Source organism: Ferrovibrio sp. GW821-FHT12D07 (assembly GCF_058807275.1).
On sequence record NZ_JBXAQN010000001.1, the window covers coordinates 296,872 to 319,635 of the forward strand.

General features: G+C 64.3%; 19 protein-coding genes. 11 read left to right on the top strand and 8 right to left on the bottom strand.

Features of this window, described 5'->3' with window-relative positions; translation table 11 throughout:
• The first annotated feature begins 191 nt into the window (after positions 1-191).
• A complete protein-coding gene (locus AC1RRE_RS01510; protein ID WP_492979281.1) occupies positions 192-2,048 on the top strand; it encodes a glycosyltransferase family 39 protein in 1,857 nt (618 codons plus the stop codon).
• Here the strand turns inward: AC1RRE_RS01510 and AC1RRE_RS01515 are convergent.
• The gene (locus AC1RRE_RS01515; RefSeq protein ID WP_492979282.1) at positions 2,045-3,850 is read right to left on the bottom strand and encodes an ABC-F family ATP-binding cassette domain-containing protein; all 1,806 of its coding nucleotides are present in this window, start codon (positions 3,848-3,850) and stop codon (positions 2,045-2,047) included. The two genes, AC1RRE_RS01510 and AC1RRE_RS01515, sit on opposite strands and share 4 nt — an antisense overlap.
• A gap of 111 nt (positions 3,851-3,961) precedes the next feature.
• Here AC1RRE_RS01515 and AC1RRE_RS01520 point away from each other — a divergent pair, with 111 nt between their 5' ends.
• Together AC1RRE_RS01520 and AC1RRE_RS01525 are read left to right on the top strand one after the other, a co-directional pair.
• Complete coding sequence (locus AC1RRE_RS01520; RefSeq protein WP_492979283.1) at positions 3,962-4,561, top strand: TetR/AcrR family transcriptional regulator; 600 nt, start codon at positions 3,962-3,964, stop codon at positions 4,559-4,561.
• Positions 4,562-4,584: 23 nt separating this feature from the next.
• Positions 4,585-4,986, top strand: a complete 402-nt coding sequence (locus AC1RRE_RS01525; protein WP_492979284.1) for an MAPEG family protein — start codon at positions 4,585-4,587, stop codon at positions 4,984-4,986.
• 12 nt (positions 4,987-4,998) lie between these two features.
• On the opposite strand, the gene AC1RRE_RS01530 is transcribed toward AC1RRE_RS01525, so the two are convergent.
• On the bottom strand, positions 4,999-5,310 hold the full coding sequence (locus tag AC1RRE_RS01530; protein WP_492979285.1) for a hypothetical protein: 312 nt from the start codon (positions 5,308-5,310) through the stop codon (positions 4,999-5,001).
• A 68-nt stretch (positions 5,311-5,378) separates the two neighbouring features.
• On the opposite strand from AC1RRE_RS01530, the gene AC1RRE_RS01535 reads away from it, so the two are divergent.
• Entirely contained in the window at positions 5,379-6,317 is a 939-nt protein-coding gene (locus AC1RRE_RS01535) for a PLP-dependent cysteine synthase family protein (RefSeq protein ID WP_492979286.1), read from the top strand.
• 112 nt (positions 6,318-6,429) lie between these two features.
• Here AC1RRE_RS01535 and gltB read toward each other — a convergent pair whose 3' ends face one another.
• The 3 genes from gltB to AC1RRE_RS01550 all read right to left on the bottom strand — a co-directional run bounded on the left by gltB (position 6,430) and on the right by AC1RRE_RS01550 (position 13,888).
• Positions 6,430-10,968, bottom strand: coding sequence for a glutamate synthase large subunit (gltB, locus tag AC1RRE_RS01540; protein ID WP_492979287.1), 4,539 nt, complete (start codon positions 10,966-10,968; stop codon positions 6,430-6,432).
• A 12-nt stretch (positions 10,969-10,980) separates the two neighbouring features.
• Entirely contained in the window at positions 10,981-12,426 is a 1,446-nt protein-coding gene (locus AC1RRE_RS01545) for an NAD(P)-dependent oxidoreductase (protein ID WP_492979288.1), read from the bottom strand.
• 307 nt (positions 12,427-12,733) lie between these two features.
• Positions 12,734-13,888 carry an acyltransferase family protein gene (locus AC1RRE_RS01550; protein ID WP_492979289.1) on the bottom strand — a complete coding sequence of 385 codons (1,155 nt, stop codon included), beginning with the start codon at positions 13,886-13,888 and terminating at the stop codon, positions 12,734-12,736.
• A gap of 88 nt (positions 13,889-13,976) precedes the next feature.
• On the opposite strand from AC1RRE_RS01550, the gene AC1RRE_RS01555 reads away from it, so the two are divergent.
• Complete coding sequence (locus AC1RRE_RS01555) at positions 13,977-14,819, top strand: LytTR family DNA-binding domain-containing protein (protein WP_492979290.1); 843 nt, start codon at positions 13,977-13,979, stop codon at positions 14,817-14,819.
• On the opposite strand, the gene AC1RRE_RS01560 is transcribed toward AC1RRE_RS01555, so the two are convergent.
• The gene (locus tag AC1RRE_RS01560; protein WP_492979291.1) at positions 14,816-15,781 is read right to left on the bottom strand and encodes a complex I NDUFA9 subunit family protein; all 966 of its coding nucleotides are present in this window, start codon (positions 15,779-15,781) and stop codon (positions 14,816-14,818) included. The two genes, AC1RRE_RS01555 and AC1RRE_RS01560, sit on opposite strands and share 4 nt — an antisense overlap.
• A 116-nt stretch (positions 15,782-15,897) precedes the next feature.
• Between AC1RRE_RS01560 and AC1RRE_RS01565 the strand changes: the two genes are divergently transcribed.
• Complete coding sequence (locus AC1RRE_RS01565; RefSeq protein ID WP_492979292.1) at positions 15,898-16,089, top strand: superinfection immunity protein; 192 nt, start codon at positions 15,898-15,900, stop codon at positions 16,087-16,089.
• Between the two features lie 10 nt (positions 16,090-16,099).
• Here the strand turns inward: AC1RRE_RS01565 and AC1RRE_RS01570 are convergent, their stop codons facing one another.
• Positions 16,100-16,558 (bottom strand): hypothetical protein, encoded by a 459-nt coding sequence (locus AC1RRE_RS01570; protein WP_492979293.1) that lies wholly within the window; start codon positions 16,556-16,558, stop codon positions 16,100-16,102.
• Positions 16,559-16,622: 64 nt separating this feature from the next.
• Positions 16,623-18,032, bottom strand: coding sequence for a sodium:proton antiporter (locus tag AC1RRE_RS01575; RefSeq protein WP_492979294.1), 1,410 nt, complete (start codon positions 18,030-18,032; stop codon positions 16,623-16,625).
• Between the two features lie 144 nt (positions 18,033-18,176).
• On the opposite strand from AC1RRE_RS01575, the gene AC1RRE_RS01580 reads away from it, so the two are divergent.
• From AC1RRE_RS01580 to AC1RRE_RS01600, 5 genes are all read left to right on the top strand, one after another.
• Positions 18,177-18,989: a DeoR/GlpR family DNA-binding transcription regulator gene (locus tag AC1RRE_RS01580; protein WP_492979295.1), complete on the top strand. Its 813-nt coding sequence runs from the start codon at positions 18,177-18,179 to the stop codon at positions 18,987-18,989.
• Positions 18,990-18,991: 2 nt separating this feature from the next.
• Positions 18,992-19,999, top strand: coding sequence for an extracellular solute-binding protein (locus AC1RRE_RS01585; RefSeq protein ID WP_492979296.1), 1,008 nt, complete (start codon positions 18,992-18,994; stop codon positions 19,997-19,999).
• A 61-nt stretch (positions 20,000-20,060) separates the two neighbouring features.
• On the top strand, positions 20,061-20,879 hold the full coding sequence (locus AC1RRE_RS01590; RefSeq protein ID WP_492979298.1) for an ABC transporter permease: 819 nt from the start codon (positions 20,061-20,063) through the stop codon (positions 20,877-20,879).
• A gap of 18 nt (positions 20,880-20,897) precedes the next feature.
• Complete coding sequence (locus tag AC1RRE_RS01595) at positions 20,898-21,710, top strand: ABC transporter permease (RefSeq protein WP_492979299.1); 813 nt, start codon at positions 20,898-20,900, stop codon at positions 21,708-21,710.
• Positions 21,703-22,749, top strand: a complete 1,047-nt coding sequence (locus tag AC1RRE_RS01600; protein WP_492979300.1) for an ABC transporter ATP-binding protein — start codon at positions 21,703-21,705, stop codon at positions 22,747-22,749. Before AC1RRE_RS01595 ends, AC1RRE_RS01600 begins: the two co-directional genes overlap by 8 nt.
• The last annotated feature ends 15 nt before the right edge of the window (positions 22,750-22,764 follow it).

The following is a 22,764-nucleotide window of genomic DNA, read 5'->3' on the forward strand; positions in this document are numbered from 1 at the left end:
CAGGAGGGATCGGCTTTGTTATCCGTCAGCAACAGGGCCGACAGGCATAGCGCTTTCGGCTATCGGGCCAGACAAAGGAACAGGTGTCTGGTCGAACTGATAGGCAGGGTTGAAAAGTACATTTTAATACAAATAATTAAATAACCGCAGGAATCGCTTTTCCTTCCCGTGAAGACCTTCCGGGGGAGACGATGCCGGGACTTCAGCACATCAGACAATACGGCCCGCTGGCGGCCATTCTGCTGCTGGGCGCGAGCCTGCGCCTGTGGAACCTGCAGCAGAACGGGCTGGGCACGGAATATTATGCCGCCGGCGTGCACAGCATGCTGGGCAGCCTGCATCACTTCTTCTATCTGAGTTTTGATCCCGCCGGTTTCGTCTCGCTCGACAAGCCGCCGCTGGCCTTCTGGCTGCAGGCGATCAGCGCCTGGCTCTTCGGCTTCAGCGGCTGGAGCCTGCTGCTGCCGCAGGTGATCGAGGGCCTGTGCGCGATTGCATTGCTGCATCATCTGGTGGCGCAACGCTTCGGCCACATGGCAGGACTGATCGCAGCACTCTGCCTGGCGCTGACGCCGGTCAGCGTCGCCGTCGATCGCTCGGGTAATACAGATAGCGCACTGGTGCTGCTGGTGCTGCTGGCCGCCTGGGCGCTGCTGCGCGCCATCGAGACGCACCGCCTGCGCTGGCTGCTGCTCTGCGCTGTCTTCGGCGGGCTGGCCTTCAATACCAAGATGCTGGCCGCTTTCGTGCTGCTGCCGGCTTTCGGGCTGATCTGGTGGCTGGGCACCACGATGCCGCTGCAGCAAAGAATCAAACAGCTGGCCCTGACCGCCATGGTGCTGGTCAGCGTCAGCCTGAGCTGGGCCATCGCCTTCGATCTGACGCCATCCGCCCACCGGCCCTATGCCGGCAGCAGCGAACACAATTCCATGCTGGAGCTGACCGTCATCCATAACGGGCTGGATCGCTTCCGCCCGCGTCCGCCGCTGCGCGTCACCAATACCAGCCAGCCGGCGCCGCAATTCTATGACGCCGTGCCGGTCGGACCGCTGCGGCTGGCTGACCGGCATCTGGCAGCCCAGGTGCTGTGGCTGCTGCCCTTGGCCGTCATCGGTCTCGTTGCCGCCTGGCGACGCGGCGATCACAAAACCGATCTGCTGCTCTGGGGCTTGTGGCTGCTGAGTTATGGCGTCGTGTTCAGTGCAGCCGGCGGCATCTTCCACGCCTATTACCTGGTGGCGCTCAGTCCGGCACTCGCAGCCCTGGCCGGCATCGGCGCCGTCGCGCTGTGGCCGCAGCGGCGCTGGCTGTTCGGCATGCTGGTGCTCTGCATCGCATGGCAGGCCTATATCGCGGCCGGCAGTCTGGGTGAGGCCGATGCCGCCGATCCGGCCTTCTGGCTGATGGTTCTGCCCGGCATCACCGTTTTCGTCGCCGTCCTGATGCCGCATCGTGTGAGCGCCGCCGCCGCGCTGACCATGCTGCTGCTCAATCCGCTGCTGTGGAGTGCGAGCACGGCAGCCACGCGCGGCTATGCCATGCTGCCGGCCGCCGACCTCGATCATCTCACCGGCCGCAGCAATGCCGATACCACGCGCCGCTGGCGCCGGCTCGCCGCCGAGACCGCCTCGCCCATGGCCGATCCCAGGCTGACGGCTTTCCTGCGCGCCAATCACGACGCCGAGCGCTTCGCGCTGGTGACCACCAGCACACGGCTGGCGGCACCGCTGATCCTGCAGGGTCTGCCGGTGATGGCTTATGGCGGCTTCAACGGCAGTGACCCGATTCTGACGCTGGAGGATTTCGCGCGCCGCGTGGACGCAAAGGACCTGCGCTTCGTGATGCTGAGCACCGGGCTTCCCACCGGCACCGGACAGGTGCAGCTGGATGCCAATGATCCGCGCCGGCAGTTTGCCGCCTGGGTGCGGCAGCATGGCAAGGCTGTGCATCCGCGATTCTGGCGCAGCACCCGTTTTAGCGAAGGCGAGGAACGCGCCGGGCTTTACGATCTGCGGCCCGACGCAGGGCCGCTGCAGGCCGGATCCTAGCTGCCGAGTTCCTCGCGCAGCATTTCCAGTTCCAGCCACTGGTCTTCGGCCTTGGCCAGATCGGCGGTGGCGTGCTCCAGCGCCTTGGTGGAGGCCTGGAACTTGGTCTGGTCGCGCGAGAACAGCTTGGGGTCGTCAAGGATGCGCTGCTGTTTGGCGATCTCTGCCTGTAGTGACGCTATGGTCTTTGGCAGGGACTCCAGCGCGTGCTTTTCCTTGAAGCTGAGCTTGCGCTTGGAGGCTGCGCGCGGTGCGGACTCCGATTTCCCTGTTTCCACGCGGGCGGCCTTGGCCGCAGCCGCCCTGGCCTGCACGCCGGCGCCACGCTGCGCCACCATGTCGGAATAGCCGCCGGCATAGACCTGCCAGCGGCCTTCGCCCTCGGCGACCAGCACGGACGTCGCGACGCGGTCGATGAAATCGCGGTCATGGCTGACCAGCAGCACAGTGCCGGGATAATCGGCCAGCATCTCTTGCAGAAGATCCAGTGTTTCCAGATCGAGATCGTTGGTCGGCTCGTCGAGCACCAGCACGTTGGACGGCTTGGACAGCGCGCGCGCCAGCATCAGGCGGCCGCGTTCACCACCCGACAGCACGCGCAGCGGCGAGCGCGCCTGTTCCGGCGTGAACAGGAAATCCTTCATGTAGCTCATCACATGACGCGGCTGGCCGTTCAGCGTCACCTTGTCGCTGCCGCCGGCGAGCGCGTATTGCAGCGTCATTTCCGGATCGAGCGTTTCGCGCTTCTGGTCCAACGTCACCAGCGCGATATTCTCGCCCAGGCGCACGCTGCCGGAATCAGCCTCCAGCTTGCCAGTCAGGATATTGAGCAGCGTCGTCTTGCCGGCGCCGTTCGGCCCGATGATGCCAAAGCGGTCGCCGCGCTGGAGTTTCACCGAGACATCCTGCAGCACCACCAGATCGCCATAGGCTTTCGAGATGCCCTTGGCTTCGGCAATCAGCTTCGACGAGGTCTCGGCCTCGGAGACATTCAGCGTGACATTGCCGGTCACCTTGCGCTGGTCGCGGCGCTCGGTCTTCAGATCCTGCAGGGCGCGCATGCGGCCCATGTTGCGCTTGCGGCGGCCCGACACGCCATGACGCACCCAGTCGAGTTCGGCCACGATCTTGCGATCCAGCTTGTGGCGCTCGGTCTCTTCCTGCTCCAGCAGCTGGTCGCGCCAGTCTTCAAACGCCGCGAAGCTCTGCTCCATGCGGCGTGTGCTGCCGCGATCAAGCCAGACGGTGGCGCGCGTGAGATTGCTCAGGAATCGCCGGTCATGGCTGATCAGCACCAGCGCCGAGCGTATGGTCTTCAATTCGCCTTCCAGCCATTCGATGGCCGGCAGATCGAGATGGTTGGTCGGCTCATCGAGCAGCAGAATATCGGGCTCGGGCGCCAGCATGCGGGCCAGCGCCGCGCGCCGTGCCTCGCCGCCCGAGAGCCGCGACGGGTCTTCGGTGCCGTCCAGACCCAGCGCACCCAGCAGGGACAGCGCGCGATAATGATCGTCGCCCGGATTGAGGCCGTCCTCGACATAGGACAGCACATCCTTGAAGCCGCTGAGATCGGGTTCCTGCGGCAGATAGCGCATGGTGACGCCGTTCTGGATGATGCGGTCGCCGCGATCGGCCTGCATCATCCCGGCCACCACCTTCAGCAAGGTCGACTTGCCCGAGCCGTTGCGGCCGACCAGGCAGAGCCGGTCGCCGGCACCCACCGAGAGGTCAGCGGATTCCAGCAACGGCGTGCCGCCGAAGGTGAGGTGAATATCGCGAAGCGTGAGAAGCGGGGGCGCCATGGAATTCCTATCTGGCGCAGGGTGTATCAACCCGGTCCCGCTGACGGAAGGGCCGGCCCCGGAGTATAAAATCATTCTTGACTGATCGTTCCGGAATTGCTAGAAAACCGCATGGCACGGCGAAAATCCTTCGATGCGCAGGAAGCCCTGGTGCGGGCGATGGAGTTATTCTGGGAACAGGGTTACGCCGCGACCTCGATGGACCAGCTGGTCACCGCCATGGGGATCAGCCGCCAGAGCCTGTACGACACCTTCGGCGACAAGCATCAGCTCTTCCTCGCCGCCATGGATGCCTATTGCGCCATGCTGGAAGACGCGATGCTGGGCCCGCTGAAAATGCCCGATGCCGGCCTGCAGGCACTGCACGATACCGCGCTGGGCATCGTGGATTTCGTGCTGCAGTTCCCCAAGCGCCGCGCCTGCCTGATGGCCAACACCACACTGGAACTGGCGCCGCATGACGCAGCCGTCGCGGTGAAGGTGCAGCAGCATATCGCCAATATGGAAGACGCCTTCCGCAACGCGCTGGTCAATGCCGTGACGCGCGGCGAGATCGCGAAAGATTCAGATGTGAACGCACTGGCCCGCTATCTGGTGGGCCTGGCCCATGGCCTGATGGTGCTGGCGAAAAGCGGTTCGAGCCGCGAGGTGCTGACAGAGATGGTGCAGACCGGCGCCGCCGTGCTGCGGCCGATCATGCAGCCCGCTTAAAGATTCAACCGAGGAGACGACCGATGACCCCTGCCATGACGACTGACATGACCATGCTGATCGCCAGCGCCGTGCTGACCGTGCTGCTGGCCCTGCCTTACACCATGGGCTTCATCTTCACCCGCGGCCTCTATGTAATGGTCGGCAATCGCGAGGACTTCCCCGCGGGCAAGGGCTGGATGGGCCGCGCCCATCGCGCGCATCTGAACATGGTGGAGAATCTGGTGCCGTTTGCCGCCCTGGTGCTGGCTGCCGCCATCGTCGGCAAGGCCGGCGCCTGGACCGCGCTGGGCGCGCAGGTCTTCTTCTACAGCCGCATCCTGCATGCGGTGGTCTATATCCTGGGCGTGCCGTGGATGCGCACCATCGCCTGGTTCGGCGGCGTGATCGGCATGGCGCTGGTGCTGTACGGGATCGTTGTCTAAGGCAGCGCGGGCCTAGTCGAGCTTCACGCGACAGGTATTGCCGAAAACAATCGTGCTGTTCTTGGCCGGCACCGACTGGCGGCAGCGCATGGCGCCGGTGGTGTTGTCGTAGATCTCGACCAGGACGCCATCGGGCTTGCGCGGCACATGGCAATCGCGGTCGCCCGGCTGCAGGCGCGGCCTGGAATAGGTGGGCGGCGTGCCGCCGGCCTTGATGTCGATCGGCACGCTGCTCTCGTTCACCACGCAGAAGGCGTGGGCGGACGCGGATACCATGAGGATGGCACCGGAGAGAACGGCGGCAGCGCAGGCGGCACGGAACATGATCCAGACCTCACGAAAAAGCAGGCTGGCAGCCTGCCATGACGCCGGTTACCGGAGCGTGAAAACCCATGACCATTCTTGACACCATCGGCGGCACGCGGCTGGTGCCGCTGCGCCATATTGTGCCGGAAAACAGCGCCCGCATTCTGGTCAAGCTGGAATACGAGAACCCGACCGGCAGCATGAAGGACCGCATGGCGCTGTCCATGGTCGAGGCGGCCGAAGCCGACGGCCGGCTGAAACCGGGCGGTGCGGTGGTGGAATATACCGGCGGCAGCACCGGCGTCTCGCTGGCCTTTGTCTGCGCCGCCAAACGCATTCCACTGGAACTGGTCACCTCCGACGTCTTCTCGAAGGAAAAACGCGACCATATGGCGGCACTCGGCGCGAAGCTGACCCTGGTGCGCAGCGACACCGGCGGCACCACGAAAGCGCTGACGCTGGAGATGATCGAGACCGCGCGGCAAATTGCGGCAGCAACGCCCGGCAGCTACTGGACCGACCAGTTCAACAATACCGACGTCCTGCCCGGCTATGCGCGCATGGCTGATGAAATCTGGCAGCAGACCCAGGCGCAGACGGGGCGCAAGGTCGATACCTTCGTGCAGAGCGTCGGCACGGCAGGGTCTTTCCGCGGCATCACGACGCGCCTGCGCGCGCTGAACCCGGCGCTACAGGCAGTGGCGGTGGAGCCGGCGGAATCCGCCGTGCTGTCGGGCGGTCCGAGCGGCAGTCACAAGATCGAAGGCACCGGGCCCGGCTTCGTGCCGCCGCAATGGAAGCCCGATCTTGCCAGCGAGATCGTTCAGGTCTCCAGCGCCGATGCGATGGGGATGGCGCGGCGGCTGGCGCGGGAAGAAGGCATCTTCGCCGGCACATCCACGGGTGCAAATGTACTGGCAGCACTGGCAGAAGCAGCCCGGCTCGGCCCGGGCAAGACCGTCGTCACGCTCGCCGTCGACAGCGGCATGAAATACCTGAGCACGGCGCTATATGCGCAGACTTAAGTCGTCATAGCCGGACACGCAAAAACGCCGCCGGGATTGCTCCCGACGGCGTTTCCGCTTCCCTGGGCTCCGGCCGGTTTGGGCAGACCGGATACCAGAAGACTGTACTCCGTTAGGCGCGCTTGGCGGCTTCTGCAGCCACCGGCACGAGCGGATGCTCGAGACGGTTGACCATTTCCTTCGGGCAGATCTGCCAGAACTTGGTCTTGGCGATGTCCCAGTCGCTGAACAGGTTGCTGGCGAAGACCGACTGGGTCTCGCGGATATGCTCATCGATCAGGCCGCGCAGCACGCCTTCCCAGTAGCTCGACGCGATGCGCTGGTAGACCACGCTTTCATCGTTGATGGCGATGGGCAGCTGGTCCTCGGCATCGTAGACGAAGGCCATGCCGCCGGTCATGCCGGCGCCGAAGTTGTCGCCCACCTTGCCCAGCACGACCACACGACCGCCGGTCATGTATTCGCAGCCGTTCGAGCCGCAGCCCTCGATCACCGTGGTGGCGCCGGAGTTGCGCACGCAGAAGCGCTCGCCCGCCTGGCCAGCGGCAAACAACTTGCCGCTGGTCGCGCCGTACAGCACCGTGTTGCCGATGATGGTGTTCTCGTTGGTCTTGGGCATCAGCGGCGAAGCCGGCGACGGCCGCACCACGATGGTGCCACCTGACAGGCCCTTGCCGACATAGTCATTGGCATCGCCGAAGACTTCCAGCTTCAGGCCCTGCACGGCAAAGGCGCCGAAGGACTGACCGGCCGAACCGGTGAGGCGCACGGTGATATGGCCGGGCTTCAGGCCCGTCATGCCGAACTTGCGCACCAGATGCGAGCTGAGCCGCGTGCCGATGGCACGATGGGTATTCTGGATGTTGTAGGCGAGCTGCATCTTTTCGCCATGCGTGAAGACGGGTGCAGCATCGACCAGCATCTGGGCATCCAGCGTATCCGGCACCTCGTTGCGGCCTTCCAGCGTGCAGTAGCGCGCATGCTCGCCACTGTCGGCCTGGGCCAGGATCGGGTTGAGATCCAGATCGTCGAGATGCGCGCCGCCGCGGCTGACCTGCATCAGCAGGTCGGTGCGGCCGATGATCTCGTCCAGCGACTTCACGCCGAGGTCGGCGAGAATCTCGCGCACCTCTTCAGCGATGAAGCTGAACAGGTTGATCACCTTTTCCGGCGTGCCGGTGAACTTCTGGCGCAGAGCGTCATTCTGCGTGCAGACGCCGACCGGGCAGGTGTTGGAATGGCACTGGCGCACCATGATGCAGCCCATCGCCACCAGCGCCGCCGTGCCGATGCCATACTCTTCCGCACCCAGCATGGCCGCGATGACGATGTCGCGGCCCGACTTCAGGCCACCGTCGGTGCGCAGCTTCACGCGATGCCGCAGCTTGTTCAGCGTCAGCACCTGGTTGACTTCCGACAGGCCCATTTCCCAGGGCGTGCCGGCATATTTCACGCTCGTCTGCGGCGACGCGCCGGTGCCGCCGACATGGCCCGACACCAGGATAACGTCGGCCTTCGCCTTGGCCACGCCGGCCGCGATCGTGCCGATGCCGGCTTCCGACACCAGCTTCACGGCGACCTGGGCTTCCGGATTGATCTGCTTCAGGTCGTAGATCAGCTGCGCCAGATCCTCGATCGAATAGATGTCGTGATGCGGCGGCGGCGAGATCAGCATCACGCCCGGCGTCGACATGCGGCGCTTGGCGATCAGCTCGGTGACCTTGAAACCGGGCAGCTGGCCGCCCTCGCCGGGCTTGGCGCCCTGCGCGACCTTGATTTCCAGCTCGCGGCAGTTGTTCAGATACTCGGCGGTAACGCCAAAACGACCAGACGCCACCTGCTTGATCGCCGAGTTCGCGTTGTCGCCATTGGGACGCGGCTTGAAATTCTCGGGTGCTTCACCGCCTTCACCGGAATCCGACTTGGCGCCGATGCGGTTCATCGCGATAGTCAGCGTCTCATGGGCTTCCGGGCCCAGCGCGCCGAGCGACATGCCCGGCGTGATGAAGCGCTTGCGGATTTCGGTGACCGATTCCACCTGCTCGATCGGAATCGCGCTGCTGGCCGGCTTGATCTCCAGCAGGTCGCGCACCGAGATCGGCGGCAGTTCGCGCAGGCCCGCCGTGTACTTCTTGAACAGCGTGTAATTCTCACCGCCCACGGCTTCCTGCATCATGTGGATCAGGTTGGCTTCCCAGGCATGGGCCTCGCCGCCGCGACGGTAGCGATAGATGCCGCCGACGGGCAGCGCCGTCACATCCTGGTTGTAGGCCTTGGCATGCAGGCCCAGAACCATCTTCTGGATACCGATCAGGCCGATGCCGGAAATGCGCGACGGCATGCCGGGGAAGAGATCGGCCACCATCGAACGCGACAGGCCCAGCGCCTCGAAGTTATAGCCGCCGCGATAGGAGCTGATCACCGAGATGCCCATCTTGGACATCACCTTGAGCAGGCCGCCATCGACCGCATCCTTGAAGCGATTGACGGCTTCTTCCGCCGTCAGCTTGCCGAGCAGGCCGCGGTTGACGCGGTCGACCAGGCAGGCTTCGGCCAGGTAGGCGTTGACGCTGGTGGCGCCGACGCCGATCAGCACGGCGAAATAATGTACATCCAGGCATTCGCCCGAACGCACGGTCAGCGACGTGAAGGTGCGCAGGCCCTGACGGACCAGATGGCTGTGCACGGCGCCCGTGGCCAGGATCATCGGGATCGCGGCGCGGTTCGCGTTCATGCCCTCGTCGGTCAGCACGATATGGGCGGCACCGCCGCGCACAGCATTCTCGGCCTCGGCGCGGATGCGCTTCAGCGCGTCGCGCAGGCCGCCTTCGCCGGCATTGACCGGGAAGGTGCAGTCGATCTTGGCCGTGGTCTTCTCGGCATACTTCAGCACGCGGGCCAGATCGGCATTCGACAGGCAGGGGCTTTCCAGCAGCAGGATGGCGACCTGCTTGGCATCCTCGTCCAGCACGTTGGTGAGGTTGCCCATGCGGGTGCGCAGGCTCATCACGCGCTTTTCACGAAGTGAGTCGATCGGCGGATTGGTGACTTGGCTGAACTGCTGGCGGAAGAAGTGATGCAGGCCGCGATACTGTTCCGACAGCACGGCGATCGGCGTGTCGTCGCCCATGGAGCCGATGGCTTCCTTGGCGTCCTCGCCCATCGGATGCAGGATCAGCTCCATGTCCTCCAGCGTCAGGCCGAAGGCCAGCTGGTGGCGGCGCAGCTCGTCCTTGGTGAAGCTCTTGGCCACCGGGGCGGCGTCCTTGATCTTCTCCAGCGTGGTGATGTTCTTGACCCACTCGCCGTACGGATGCTCGCCGGCCAGCTTGTCCTTGATCTCGCGGTCGAGATAGAGGCGACCCTTCTTCAGGTCGATGGCGATCATGTCGCCCGGACCGACGCGGCCCTTCTTGACGACATTCTGCTCCGGCACCGGCACCATGCCGGTTTCCGAACCGACAATGAGAAGATTGTCGGTGGTGATGGTGTAGCGGATCGGGCGCAGGCCGTTGCGGTCCAGGCCGGCGACAGCCCAGCGGCCATCGGTGGCGCAGAGCGCGGCCGGGCCGTCCCAAGGCTCCATGATCGAGTTGCAATAGGCGTAGAGATCGCGATGCGCCTGCGGCATCAGCGGCTTGTTCGAGGTCGGCTCCGGAATCAGGATGGTCTTCACCATCGGGGCCGTACGCCCGGCGCGCACCAGCACCTCGAACACCGAGTCGAGCGCAGCAGAATCGGACGAGCCGGACTGCACGATCGGCTTGATGTCGTCGGAGAAATCACCGAAGGCCTCGGAGGCCATCTTGATCTCGTGGCTCTTCATCCAGTTGACGTTGCCGCGCAGCGTGTTGATCTCGCCGTTATGGGCGAGCATGCGGAACGGCTGGGCCAGACGCCAGGTCGGGAAGGTGTTGGTCGAATAGCGCTGGTGATAGATGGCGAAGGTGGAGACGAAACGCTCGTCCTGCAGATCGGGATAGAAGTAGTCGATCTGTTCGGCGAGGAACATGCCCTTGTAGATCACCGAGCGGCAGCTCAGCGAGCAGATGTAGAAGTCGCTGATATGCGCGTTCAGCACCTGCTTCTCGATGCGGCGACGGATCAGGAAGAGGTCGCGCTCGAACGCACCGTCATCCTTGTTCAGGCGGTTCTCGATCAGCACCTGCTCGATTTCGGGGCGCGTCGCATTGGCCTTTTCGCCGATGATGGTGGCGTCGACCGGCACCTGGCGCCAGCCGTAGATACCGTAACCGAAGTCGAGAATGGCCGTTTCGACGATGGTACGGCAGGTTTCCTGCGCCGACAGATCGGTCTTGGGCAGGAAAACCATGCCCAGGCCGAGCTTGCCCTCGCCCGGCTCGAAGCCCGAGCGGCGCACATGCTCGCGGAAGAAATCCTGCGGAATCTGCACATGGATGCCGGCGCCGTCGCCGGTCTTGCCATCGGCATCCACCGCGCCGCGATGCCACAGCGCCTTCAGCGCCGTGATGCCGGCGGCGACGACGCTGCGATGCGGCTGGCCATCCAGCGAAGCAATGAGCCCGACGCCGCAGGCGTCATGCTCTTCCTCGGGCCGGTACATGCCGGTCTCCGACAGATGCTTGGTCTCGTCCTGCCATTGCTCGACGTAGCTCTTTTCGATGCTCATGGGTGGACTCCCTTACTCTGCGGCGGCAGCAGACGGCTGCGCCTTGGCCTGAATGTATTGATGGATCGCATCGGCGCAGTCGCGACCGTCGCGGATCGCCCAGACGACGAGGCTGGCGCCGCGCACGATGTCGCCGGCGGCGAACACGCCCGGCATGCTGGTCATCTTGCTGCGGGCCGAAATCTTCACGGTGCCCCAACGCGTGACTTCCAGGTTCGGCGCCTTGAAGTCCTGCGGCAGATTTTCCGGATCGAAGCCCAGCGCCTTGATCACGATATCGGCGGGCTGGTCGAAATCCGCGCCCTCGATCTCGACCGGCATCTGGCGGCCCGAACCATCGGCCGGGCCGAGCTTCATACGGCCGGCATGCACGGCGGTGACATTGCCTTCACCACGGAAGCTCTTGGGCAGCGACAGCCAGGCGAATTCCACGCCCTCTTCCTCGGCATTCTTCACTTCGCGCATCGAGCCCGGCATGTTGGCCTTGTCGCGGCGATAGAAGCAGTGCACGGCGGTCGCGCCCTGGCGGATCGCGGTGCGCACGCAGTCCATGGCGGTGTCGCCGCCGCCGATGACGACGACGCGCTTGCCCTTGGCATCCAGCTTGCCGTTCTCGTAATCAGCAACCTTGTCACCCAGGCCATGCTTGTTGCTGGCGGTGAGATAGGTCATGGCCGGCACGATGTTGCCCAGGCCCGAACCCGGCGCCTGCATGTCGCGCGAGGCATAGACGCCAGTGGCGATCAGCACGGCGTCATGCTTCTTGCGCAGGTCGTCCAGCGTGGCATCGCGGCCGACTTCGAAGTTGAGATGGAATTTCACGCCGGCATCGGCGAACAGCTTCGAGCGGCGCTCGACCACGCTCTTCTCGAGCTTGAAGTTCGGGATGCCATAGATCAGCAGGCCGCCGGGGCGGTCGTAACGATCATAGACATGCACCTGATAGCCGAGACGGCGCAGCTTGTCGGCGGCAGCGAGACCAGCAGGGCCGGCGCCGATGATGCCGATGCTCTGCGGGCGTTCGCCGTTCGCGGGATGCGGAGCCTGCACCCAGCCTTCCTCGAAGGCCTTCTCGGTGATGTATTTCTCGATCGAACCGATGGTGACGGTGCCGTGGCCCGACTGCTCGATCACACAGTTGCCTTCGCACAGGCGATCCTGCGGGCAGATGCGGCCGCAGACTTCGGGGAAGGTGTTGGTCGCCTGGCTGATCTCGTAGGCCTCTTCGAGGCGGCCTTCGGCGGTCATGCGCAGCCAGTCGGGGATGTTGTTGTGCAGCGGGCAATGCACCTGACAGAACGGCACGCCGCATTGCGAGCAGCGCGAGGCCTGCTCGTCGGCCTTGGTGGCGGCGAATTCGCGATAGATCTCGTCGAAGTCATGGGCGCGTTCGGTGGCCGCGCGCTTCTCAGGCATTGCCTGGGCGGTCTGCACGAACTTCAGCATCTTCTCGGCCATCACAAACGCTCCAACAACACCCTGGGGGCAGGGACTTCAGACTTCAGGGATGCCCCGGTGACGGGTTTGAGACGTCAGAATGGACGCGAAACACCGATACACTGGGGCGGAGCGCAACTTTTATTGCGGGAGGCCTTGGCGATCAAGCAAAAAATGTTCGATAGGACAGCTTTGATGACCTTTTCAATTGTTGCGCCAGGGTTTTGTCGGCCTGCGAATGGCTTTTAGCTGTGGATGACTCTGAATTAGGTCCGTTTTGAGACTTTAATTTATTTAAGCTATTGAATTATATAGTGGAAAGAATCGGCTAAAAAGCCGGCAGTTTTTCGGGCCCGGACCGGTCTGGGGGTTTGAGCCCGACCAGGGGACGCAGCCAAGCCGCACGGCGCAGCAGTTCATACCCGCCCCAGCAGGCCGCGACGGTGACCGCCAGCAGGATCAGCCCCTCGCCCCAGGCCGGCAGACCGAGCGGGGTCAGGTGATGGCCGGCCACCACGATCACGGTCTGGTGCAGGATGTAGACGGGAAAGATCGCCTCGGTGAGATAGCGGCGCACAGGACCGTCATGATTGAGCCACCGCCGCGCGAAACCGAGCAACGCGATGATCCACATCCACTGATCGGCCGCCCAGACCATCGCACGCCAGCCGCCCCCGACCTTGAACCAGACCAGACCCGCATAGGCGAGCAGTGCCAGCGCAAAGGCCGGCCAGCGCAGGCGATCGATGCTGCACCAGATCGCCTCGTCCCTGGCGATGCCGTAGCCGATAAGAAACAGCGCCAGATACATGGCATGCAGATACCAGTCGCCGACCAGCGCATGGCTCTCGCCGAACAGCGGCCGCAGCCACAGCCGCAGCAGGCCGAACAGCAGCGGCGGCACGAGCAGTAGCGCGAAGGGATTGCGCAGCATCGCGGCAGCACCCTGCAACGGCAAGCAATGCAGGAGTGGTCGCAGCGCGATCACCAGCATGGTGTAGACCCAGAGGTAGACGACGAACCACAGGTGATTCCAGGTCGGCACGAGCAGCGGTTTCCCGCCCGGCCGCCAACCGTCATACATCGTGATGTATTTGCCATAGAAGTCGATCCAGCCGCCGGCATAGCCGAGCTTCTCGACGATCTCGTAATAGGTCTGCGGCGGCACGATCACCAGCATGCCGAAGAGCACCGGCAGCAGCAGGCGCAGGCTGCGGCTTCGCGCCATCGCACCACGATTGATCCTGTCGGCCATGAAGCGCGTGGCGCAGCCGGCGATCAGGAACAGCAGCGCCAGCCGCCAGGGATTGGTCAGCAGCATTAGCGGCTGCAAGCCAAGCGGATCTCCCGGACCGGCATGGGCGCTTTTCACATGCCAGTCCCAGGAGACGAAAAACATGCCGATGTGGTATAGGATCAGCAGTCCGAAGGCGGCGATGCGCAGCCAGTCGAGATCGTAGCGACGCTCACTCATGTCCGACATGGAATCCCCACTCCGTCACGGTCCTGAACCGTCTGTGCCAGCCGCCACTGGCGCCGCCAATGCCGGCGGGACGAGCGGCGGGTCAGCTGTGACGAGCGGCAATACCGCGGAATACATCGGCTTTTCGAAACGCCTGTGGATCGGCTATGCCGCTGCCCTGCTGCTGGCCGCCGGACTGGGCGCATCCTCCTTCTGGATCGAGGACACCCGCAACGGCATCGCCCTGCCGGTCTGGTGCTATGCCGTTACCGAGCTGACCAGTGTGGTCATGCTGTTTGTCCTGACGCCCCTGCTGCTGCGCTGGACTGCCCGGCTCGATCCCGGCCGCATCGGTTGGCCGCGCACCATCGCCGGACATCTGTCCGGTTTTGCGGTTGGCAGCGCCGCGCATATCGGCGGCATGGCAGCCTTGCGATATCTGGTCTTCCCGCTGTTCGGCCAGACCTACCGCTTCGGCCGCGAAGGCCAGCTTGGCCTGCAACTGCTCTATGAAATCCGCAAGGATGCGGTGATCTATCTCGGCATGGTGGTGCTGGTCTGGCTGCTGGCCGCCGCACGCCGGCGCGGCATCGTCACCTTCATCGCAGTCCCCGCACCCGTGCCTGCACCGATGTCAGAGGGGCGCATCGAGGTGCGCGACGGCACGAAACGCGTCTGGCTCGACCCGGCAGAAATCCTGTGGGCGGAAGCAGCGGGCAATTATGTCGAGCTGCATCTGAAAGAGAAAAGCTGGCTGCAACGGCAGACGCTGGCCGCGCTGGAAACCGATCTGGCGGCGCAGGGTTTCGTGCGCATCCATCGCTCGCGGCTGGTAAACCGGCGCCATGTGCGCGGCACCAGCAGCAATGACAGCGGCGACTTCACCGTGGACTTGAGCGACGGCCGGCAGATTGCCGGCGGTCGCCGCTGGAGAGAAGCCTTGAAGCTTTAGGAGAAGCGCGGCTCGAACTTGCCGCCGCCGCGACGGTAGCGATAGAGATAGGTCTCGATCATGCCTTCCACCGGCGTCGGCTGGTCGATGCCGAGATCCTTCAGGCCCTTCGCGCCTTCACCCACCACATTGTCGGCTTTCAGCAGTTCGATCTGGTCGCGCGTGATCGGCGGCGCGAAGATCGGCTGCAGTTCCAGCGCAAAGGCCAGCGGCTTCAGCAGCGCGCCGGGCATCGGCACCAGCAGGCGCTTCTTGTGGATGGTATCGAGGGTGAGCTGCATGATCTCTTTCATGCTGTAGGTCTTCGGCCCGCCGAGTTCGTAGGTCTGGCCGACTGCCGCGTCATCGGTGAGCGCGCGCACGATGGCTTCGGCCACATCGGCGGCATAGACCGGCTGCAGCTTCGTATGGCCGCCATCGACCAGCGGCAGGACAGGCGCCATGGCCGCCATTGCGGCAAAGCGGTTGAAGAAATCGTCTTCCGGACCGAACACGACGCTGGGACGGATGATGGTGGCGTTGGGCATGCGGCGACGCACGCCGGCCTCGCCCGCCGCTTTGCTCTTGGCATAGTCAGACGTGCTGTCGGCATTGGCGCCGATGGCCGAGACCTGCACCATCTTCTTCACACCGGCTTCGGCGGCGGCAGCGGCCACGAGTTCAGCGCCGCGACCCTGCACCACGTCGAATTTCTGCGCGCCGCGCTGGAACAGGATGCCGACGCAGTTGATCACCGCATCGGAGCCGCGCACCGCGGCCTGCACCGAGGGGGCAACACGAATATTGGCCTGCACGATTTCGATCTGGCCGACCGCGCCCATGGGCTTGAGAAACAGGCCTTCTTCGGGACGGCGGATCGCCACCTTCACGCGCGCGCCCTGCTGGGCCAGCTTCTGGACGACATAGCGGCCGATGAAACCGGACCCGCCGAAAACGGTGACAAGCTGGTTGCGCAGCGACATGAGGCTGTTTCCTCTGCGAAAGGACTGATCTGGGCGGGACTATAGCGATTTTGCCGTCCCAGCCAATGGCTTTGCCCCGGGTTTGCAACGTCGCAGGCAAGCCCTATCCTGCCCTCATGGGTGCCGGATTCCCCACCGTCGTCATGGGGCTGCTGATCGCAGCCGTGTATTTCCTGCCCAGCCTGCTGGCTTGGCGGCGGCAGCATCCGTGGCGACAGAAAATCCTGGCTGCCAACCTGGTGGTCGGCTGGACCGTGATTGGCTGGGCGATCTGTCTGGGGCTAGCGTTGCGCAGGCCCAGCACTTGAGAGTGACCGCTTAGCGGCCGAGCCGCCGCGCATTCGCGGCCGCCGTGCGATAGACCGGCGCCATCGCAGCTGTGCCCGAGGCAGCAAGCGCCGTGCCCAGCGCCATTGACTGATCCTGCCAACGCGGCCAGGCCGCCTGCATCATCGCCACCTGTGCACGCCAGACGACATCGATGCTGGGTGCCACGGCCATCGCCTGCATGCCGCGCGCCAGGCTGAAGGATTCCGCCAGCCCGAAACTGCCGAGCCCGATCGCCATGCGCAGTGCATGCTGCATCAGAACCGCGCCTGCCAGCGTGGCCGCGCTCACCTTCTCGCTGACCATGCGCCCGGCTTCGCCATGGTCGCCGCCGGCCGCCAGCATCAGGCGCCGGGCGATCACCTCGCCGGCGACCATGCCCAGCGTAGCGGTTTTCGCGGCATTCCGCCGGCCCGTGCTCAGGGCGCGACGGTGGGTTTGCTGTTTCATCGGGTTTCCTTGTGCGAAGCCGCAACAGTGACCTGACAGCAACTCGCGGGCCGGGCTTTAGTGCCTAGAAAAACCAGAGCAGGGTGATCAGCGCGAACGGCCCCAGCAGCAGTGGGAAGGACCACGCCATGTAGCCGAAGAAGCCGGGCATGCGGATGCCGGCCTGTTCGGCAATGGCCTTGACCATGAAGTTCGGTGCATTGCCGATATAGGTGAGCGCGCCCATGTAGACCGCGCCCATCGAGATCGCCAGCAATGTACTGGCCAGTGGCCCCATCAGCGTCGGTGCATCACCACCGGCCATGTAGAAGAAGACCAGATAGGTCGGCGCGTTATCGAGAAACGCAGAGAGCAACCCGGTCAGCCAGAAATACATCTCGTCGCGCGGCACGCCATCGGCATCGGTGCTGAGCGCGATCAGGCCCTGCAGGCTGCCTTCAGGGCCGGCGCGCAGGATGGCGATCACCGGCACGATGGTGAGAAAGATGCCGGCAAACAGCTTGGCCACTTCGGCGATCGGCTCCCAGCTGAATCCGTTGGCGCTGCGGCTGTCTTTGCTGGTGACCAGCAGCGACAGCCCGGCCAGCGCCAGCAGGATCACGTCGCGCGCCAGATTCTGCGCCTCGACTGTCACGCCGAAAACACTCAGGTTCCATGCGGGTTTCCAGGCACCCGACAGCAGGACCGCGCCGACCACGCCGCCGAGCAGCAGCAGGTTGATCGCGCCCTCCATGCCGAAGTCCCTGGTATCGGGCGTCGGGTCGCGCGTCACGCCTTCCTTCACATAGTAATGGCGGTCGATCAGATAGAAGGCGCCCAGCAGGATGGCGCTGAGCAGCAGGGTGGGCAGCAGCATCGCCTTCAGCGTCCAGAAGAAATCGACGCCGTTGAGGAACCCCAGGAACAGCGGCGGATCCCCCAGTGGCGTCAGCGCGCCACCGACATTGGCGACCAGGAAGATGAAGAACACCACCACATGCACATTATGTTGGCGGGTGTCGTTGGCGCGGATCAGCGGCCGGATCAGCAGCATGGCCGCACCGGTGGTGCCCATGATGCTGGCGAGCAGCGTGCCGAGCGCCAGCAGGCCGGTGTTGAGCGCCGGACTGCCATGCAGGTTGCCGGTGATGCGCACGCCGCCGGCAATGGTGAACAGCGCCAGCAGCAGGATGGTGAAGGGCAGGTATTCCAGCAGGGCCACATCGACCACGACATGCGCGGCCGCACCGATGCCCTCACGCAGGCCGAACGGCACCAGGAAGGCCAGCGCCCAGGCGCCCGCGATCTTGCCGTAGTGATGGTGCCAGAAGGCCGGCGCGACCAGCGGCAAGAGCGCAATGGACAGCAGCATGCCGGCGAACGGCAGACCCCAGAAGAGATCGAGGGTTGCACCGTCGATGCCGGCGGCACGCACCGGTGCAGCAACCAGCAGGAGGGCAACCGGAAGCAGATAGAGGGGGCGGAAGGAGGTCATGCCCCAAGCTGCCACCTCTTCGCACTGCAAAACAATGTTCATTTGACGTAAGCCAAATTTTCATGTGAATGTCATTTTAACGAAATAAACGGCTTGCATGTTCATTCGCGCATGACAGGCCGTATGGGACAGGAAACGACCAGCATGGGCGCCGACCTTTCGGCCGACGACCGCGCGCGCGCCATCATCGAGCTGGTGCGCCGCGACGGGTACCAGACCATTGATGCGCTGGCGGCGCAGTTCGACAAGACCCCGCAGACCATCCGGCGCGACGTCAACCTGCTCTGCGACCGCGGCCTTTTGCGCCGGAAACACGGCGGCGTCGAGCTGCCACCCGAGGGCGAGAACCTCGCCTATCCTGCCCGCCAGGTGCTGAACTACCAGGCCAAGCGCCGCATCGGCGAGCTGGTGGCGCAGCATGTGCCCGAGGGCGCGTCGCTGTTCTTCGGCATCGGCACCACACCCGAGCAATGCGCGTTGGCGCTGGTCGATCACCTGAACCTGCGCGCCATGACCAACAACGTGAACGTGGCGATGGCGCTGGCGCGCAATCCCGCCTGCGAGATCACGCTGGCCGGCGGGCGCATGCGCAATCTCGATCGCGACGTGATCGCCGGCGAGGCGCACGGCTTCTTCAGCCGCTACTCCGCCGATATCGGCATTTTCGGCGCCGCCGGCGTGGCCGAGGATGGCACGTTGCTCGATTTCAGCCCCGATGAAGTGCACATGCGCCAGAGCCTGGTGCAGCATTGCCGCCAGCGTTTCCTGGTGCTGGATCATTCGAAATTCGGCCGCAACGCCACGGTGCGCGGCGGCCATATCACCGAGGCGCACGCGGTATTCACCGACCGCCCGGTTCCCGCCGCCATCGCCGACCAGTTGCGCGATGCCGGCGTCCGTCTCGTCGTCTGGTCCGACGACATCGCCACCACTGCATCTATAAACGGGAGAGGCTGATCATGTTTAAACGTATCCTGCTTGCCACCACCTTGATGATTGGTGCGCTTGGCATCGCCGACGCAAACGCACAGCAGCGCGCGGTCTGCTACAACTGCCCGCCGGAATGGGCCGACTGGGCCTCGCAGCTCAAGGCCGTGCAGAGCAAGCTCGGCATCACCATGCCGCCGGACAACAAGAATACCGGGCAGTCGATTGCCGCGATGATCGCCGAGAAGAACAACCCGGTGACCGACATGGTCTATATGGGCGGCAGCTCCTCGGACCAGGCCAAGAATGCCGACATCATCACCCCCTACAAGCCGGCGGGTTATGACAAGATTCCGGCCAACCTGAAGGATGCGGACGGCTACTGGTTCACCATCCACTCCGGCACGCTCGGCCTGTTCGTCAACAAGCAGGCGCTGGGCAAGAAGCCGGTGCCGCAGAGCTGGGCCGACCTGCTGAAGCCCGAATACAAGGGCATGGTCGGTTATCTTGATCCCACCTCGGCCGCCGTCGGCCAGGTCGGCGTGATGGCGGTGAACCTCGCCGTCGGCGGCACCTACGACAACCTCGATCCGGCGATCAAGTATTTCAAGGCGCTGGTGAAGAACGACGCCATCGTGCCGAAGCAGACCGCCTATGCCCGCGTCATCTCGGGCGAAATCCCGATCATGATCGACTACGACTTCAACGCCTATCGCGGCAAGTATACCGACAAGGCGCCGATCGAGTTCGTCATCCCGCAGGAAGGCACTGTCGTCTTCCCCTATGTGATGGGCCTGGCCAAGAACGGCCCGAACCCGGACAACGGCAAGAAGGTGCTCGACTTCCTGCTCTCGGCCGACAGCCAGACCATGTGGGGCAACGCCTATCTGCGTCCGGTCTTCCCCGAGTATCTCTCGGCGGATGCCAAGGCGAAATTCCTGCCCGACGCCGATTATGCCCGCGCCAAGCCCGTCGACCTGAAGAAACTGGCGACCGCGACGCCCTCGATCGTCGAGCGCTACAACAAGGAAGTGAACTGAGTGCCACGGGCGGCCCGTCATTGGGCCGCCCGTCTCTTCCTGCGGAGGAAATAATTAAAAAATGCAACGCGAAACGCGACGCCTGATTCTGTTGCTGCTGCCGGCCGGCATATTCTTTGCGGCCTTTTTCCTGATTCCGATGGCCGAGCTGTTCCTGATCGGCGGCAGCGGCAAGGATGGCTGGGCCGCCTATGCCGCCATCATCACCAACACGAATTACTTCAACAGCCTGCTGGCCACCATGATGGTCGCCGCGCTGACCACCGTCGTGACGCTGATCATCAGCGGCATCTCCGGCGTGTTCCTGCAGCGCCACAAGTTTCCCGGCAATGCCGCGCTGGTCGCCATGCTGACCTTCCCGCTTGCCTTTCCCGGCGTCGTCATCGGCTTCATGGTGATCATGCTGGCCGGTCGCCAGGGCCTGATCGGGCAGGTGAGCAATGCGCTGTTCGACGAGAAGATCGTCTTCGCCTATTCGCTGAGCGGCCTGTTCCTCGGCTATGTCTATTTCTCGATTCCGCGCACCATCCTCACCGTGATGGCGGCCGCCGAGAAGCTCGATCCCAAGCTTGAGGAAGCCGCGCGCTCGCTTGGCGCCTCGCCCTTCCGTGTCGTCACCGACGTGATCATCCCGGGCCTGAAGCCTGCCTTCATCTCGGCCGGTGCGATCTGCTTCGCCACCGCCGTCGGTGCGTTCGGCACGGCGTTCACACTGGCGGCGCGCATCAATGTCCTGCCGATGGTGATCTATACCGAGTTCACGCTGTCGGCCAACATCGCCATGGCGGCGGCGCTCAGCTTCGTGCTCGGCGCCATCACCTGGATCGTGCTGGCGCTGGCGCGCACCGCCGCCGGCGGCACCGTCGCGGCAGCCGGCTAAGAGGGGCAGGGTAAGATCATGCACAAGAAAACCCTCTTCCTGCTGCAGCTCGGTTTCACCCTGCTGGTCTGCGCCTTCTTGATCGTGCCGGTCTTCCTCTCGATCATGGCCGGCCTGACCGTGAACTACATCGTCGGCATCGAAAGCGGGCTGACGCTGCGCTGGGTGATGGAAGTCTGGAACGGCTATCGCAACACCATCTTCCTCTCCATCGGCATCTCGCTGGCCTGTCTTGTCGTGACGCTGATCCTCGGCATCCCGACGGCTTACGTACTGGCGCGCCGTCAGAGCGCGCTCAGCCGCGCCATCGAGGAACTGCTGGTGATGCCGGTCGCCGTGCCGGGGCTGGCGACAGCGCTGGCGCTGATCGTCACCTATGGCGGCCTGTCGGGCTTCCGCACCAGCTGGATGTTCATCCTGGTCGGCCATGTGCTGTTCACCCTGCCCTTCATGGTGCGCAGCGTGCTGGCCGTGCTGATGGCGATTGACCTCAAGACCCTCGAAGAAGGCGCGTCTTCACTCGGCGCGGGTTTCTTCGCCCGCTTCCGCGACATCGTGCTGCCCAATTGCCGCGCTGGCATTCTCGCCGGTTCGCTGATGGTGGTGACGCTGTCGATGGGCGAGTTCAATATGACCTGGCTGCTGCACACGCCCTTCACCAAGACGCTGCCTGTTGGTCTGGCCGATGCCTATGCCTCTTTGCGCCTGGAGATCGGCAGTGCCTATACGCTGGTCTTCTTCCTGATGATCATGCCGCTGCTGCTGGCCCTGCAGGCCTTTGCGCAGCCGCGCCTGAAAAAGTTTGTTGCCGAGGACGATACCCATGAGTGATGCCTTCATCCCGATGTCGATCGCGCTGACCAATTGCGCGAAGACCTTTGCCGACGGCACGCGCGCGCTGGAGCCGCTCGATCTGTCCATCAATGCCGGCGAAACCGTCGTCTTTCTCGGGCCATCGGGCTGCGGCAAGACCACCACGCTGCGCATCATTGCCGGTCTGGAAGAGCCCGATGCCGGCGGCAAGGTGCTGTTCGATGGCAAGGATGTGACCAACACGCCGATCGAGCAGCGCAACGTCGGCATGGTATTCCAGTCCTACGCACTCTTCCCCAACATGTCGGTGGCCGAGAATATCGGCTATGGCCTCAAGATCCGCAAAATGCCGGTTGAACAGATCCGCACCCGCGTGGGCGAGATGCTGGGGATGATGCAGATCGAGAAGCTGGCCAACCGCAAGATCGACCAGCTTTCCGGCGGCCAGCGCCAGCGTGTGGCGCTCGCCCGTGCGCTCGCCGTGCGGCCGCGTGCGCTGCTGCTGGATGAACCGCTGACCGCGCTGGATGCCAAGCTGCGCGACACGCTGCGGCTGGAGATCGACACCCTGCTGCGCTCGCTCAAGATCACCGCCATCTATGTGACGCATGATCAGGCCGAGGCGATGGCGCTGGGCGACCGCATCGTGGTCATGGAGCATGGCCGCGTCGCCCAGATCGGTGCACCGCGCGACATCTACCAGAAGCCGGCCACGCGCTTTGTCGCCGATTTCATCGGCACCATGAACCGGCTGAACGGCGCCGCGCGCAATGGCGTCTTCACCTGCCGCGCCGGCGACATGGCCTGGGCCGACGCCCCGGCCAATGTCACCGAAATCCTGTTCCGCCCCGAAGACATCCGCATCGCAGAGGCCGGCGAGCAGACCGGTCTGCGCGGCACCATCGCGGCGGCCTTCTTCCTCGGCGACCGCACGCGGCTGTTCGTCGATGCCGGCGAGCCGCAGCCGCTGGTGGTGGAAAGCACGGCGCGCCGCGATTTCACCCATGGCGAACAGGTTGGCCTCGCCATCGACCCGCGCGGTATACTGGTTCTGTAAGCGTAAAGGAGCAGC

Coding starts and splice junctions, on each gene's coding strand:
- AC1RRE_RS01510 (WP_492979281.1), top strand. CDS start 192: ATGCCGGGACTTCAGCACATCAGACAATACGGCCCGCTGGCGGCCATT.
- AC1RRE_RS01515 (WP_492979282.1), bottom strand. CDS start 3,850: ATGGCGCCCCCGCTTCTCACGCTTCGCGATATTCACCTCACCTTCGGC.
- AC1RRE_RS01520 (WP_492979283.1), top strand. CDS start 3,962: ATGGCACGGCGAAAATCCTTCGATGCGCAGGAAGCCCTGGTGCGGGCG.
- AC1RRE_RS01525 (WP_492979284.1), top strand. CDS start 4,585: ATGACCCCTGCCATGACGACTGACATGACCATGCTGATCGCCAGCGCC.
- AC1RRE_RS01530 (WP_492979285.1), bottom strand. CDS start 5,310: ATGTTCCGTGCCGCCTGCGCTGCCGCCGTTCTCTCCGGTGCCATCCTC.
- AC1RRE_RS01535 (WP_492979286.1), top strand. CDS start 5,379: ATGACCATTCTTGACACCATCGGCGGCACGCGGCTGGTGCCGCTGCGC.
- gltB (WP_492979287.1), bottom strand. CDS start 10,968: ATGAGCATCGAAAAGAGCTACGTCGAGCAATGGCAGGACGAGACCAAG.
- AC1RRE_RS01545 (WP_492979288.1), bottom strand. CDS start 12,426: ATGGCCGAGAAGATGCTGAAGTTCGTGCAGACCGCCCAGGCAATGCCT.
- AC1RRE_RS01550 (WP_492979289.1), bottom strand. CDS start 13,888: ATGTCGGACATGAGTGAGCGTCGCTACGATCTCGACTGGCTGCGCATC.
- AC1RRE_RS01560 (WP_492979291.1), bottom strand. CDS start 15,781: ATGTCGCTGCGCAACCAGCTTGTCACCGTTTTCGGCGGGTCCGGTTTC.
- AC1RRE_RS01565 (WP_492979292.1), top strand. CDS start 15,898: ATGGGTGCCGGATTCCCCACCGTCGTCATGGGGCTGCTGATCGCAGCC.
- AC1RRE_RS01570 (WP_492979293.1), bottom strand. CDS start 16,558: ATGAAACAGCAAACCCACCGTCGCGCCCTGAGCACGGGCCGGCGGAAT.
- AC1RRE_RS01575 (WP_492979294.1), bottom strand. CDS start 18,032: ATGACCTCCTTCCGCCCCCTCTATCTGCTTCCGGTTGCCCTCCTGCTG.
- AC1RRE_RS01580 (WP_492979295.1), top strand. CDS start 18,177: ATGGGCGCCGACCTTTCGGCCGACGACCGCGCGCGCGCCATCATCGAG.
- AC1RRE_RS01585 (WP_492979296.1), top strand. CDS start 18,992: ATGTTTAAACGTATCCTGCTTGCCACCACCTTGATGATTGGTGCGCTT.
- AC1RRE_RS01590 (WP_492979298.1), top strand. CDS start 20,061: ATGCAACGCGAAACGCGACGCCTGATTCTGTTGCTGCTGCCGGCCGGC.
- AC1RRE_RS01595 (WP_492979299.1), top strand. CDS start 20,898: ATGCACAAGAAAACCCTCTTCCTGCTGCAGCTCGGTTTCACCCTGCTG.
- AC1RRE_RS01600 (WP_492979300.1), top strand. CDS start 21,703: ATGAGTGATGCCTTCATCCCGATGTCGATCGCGCTGACCAATTGCGCG.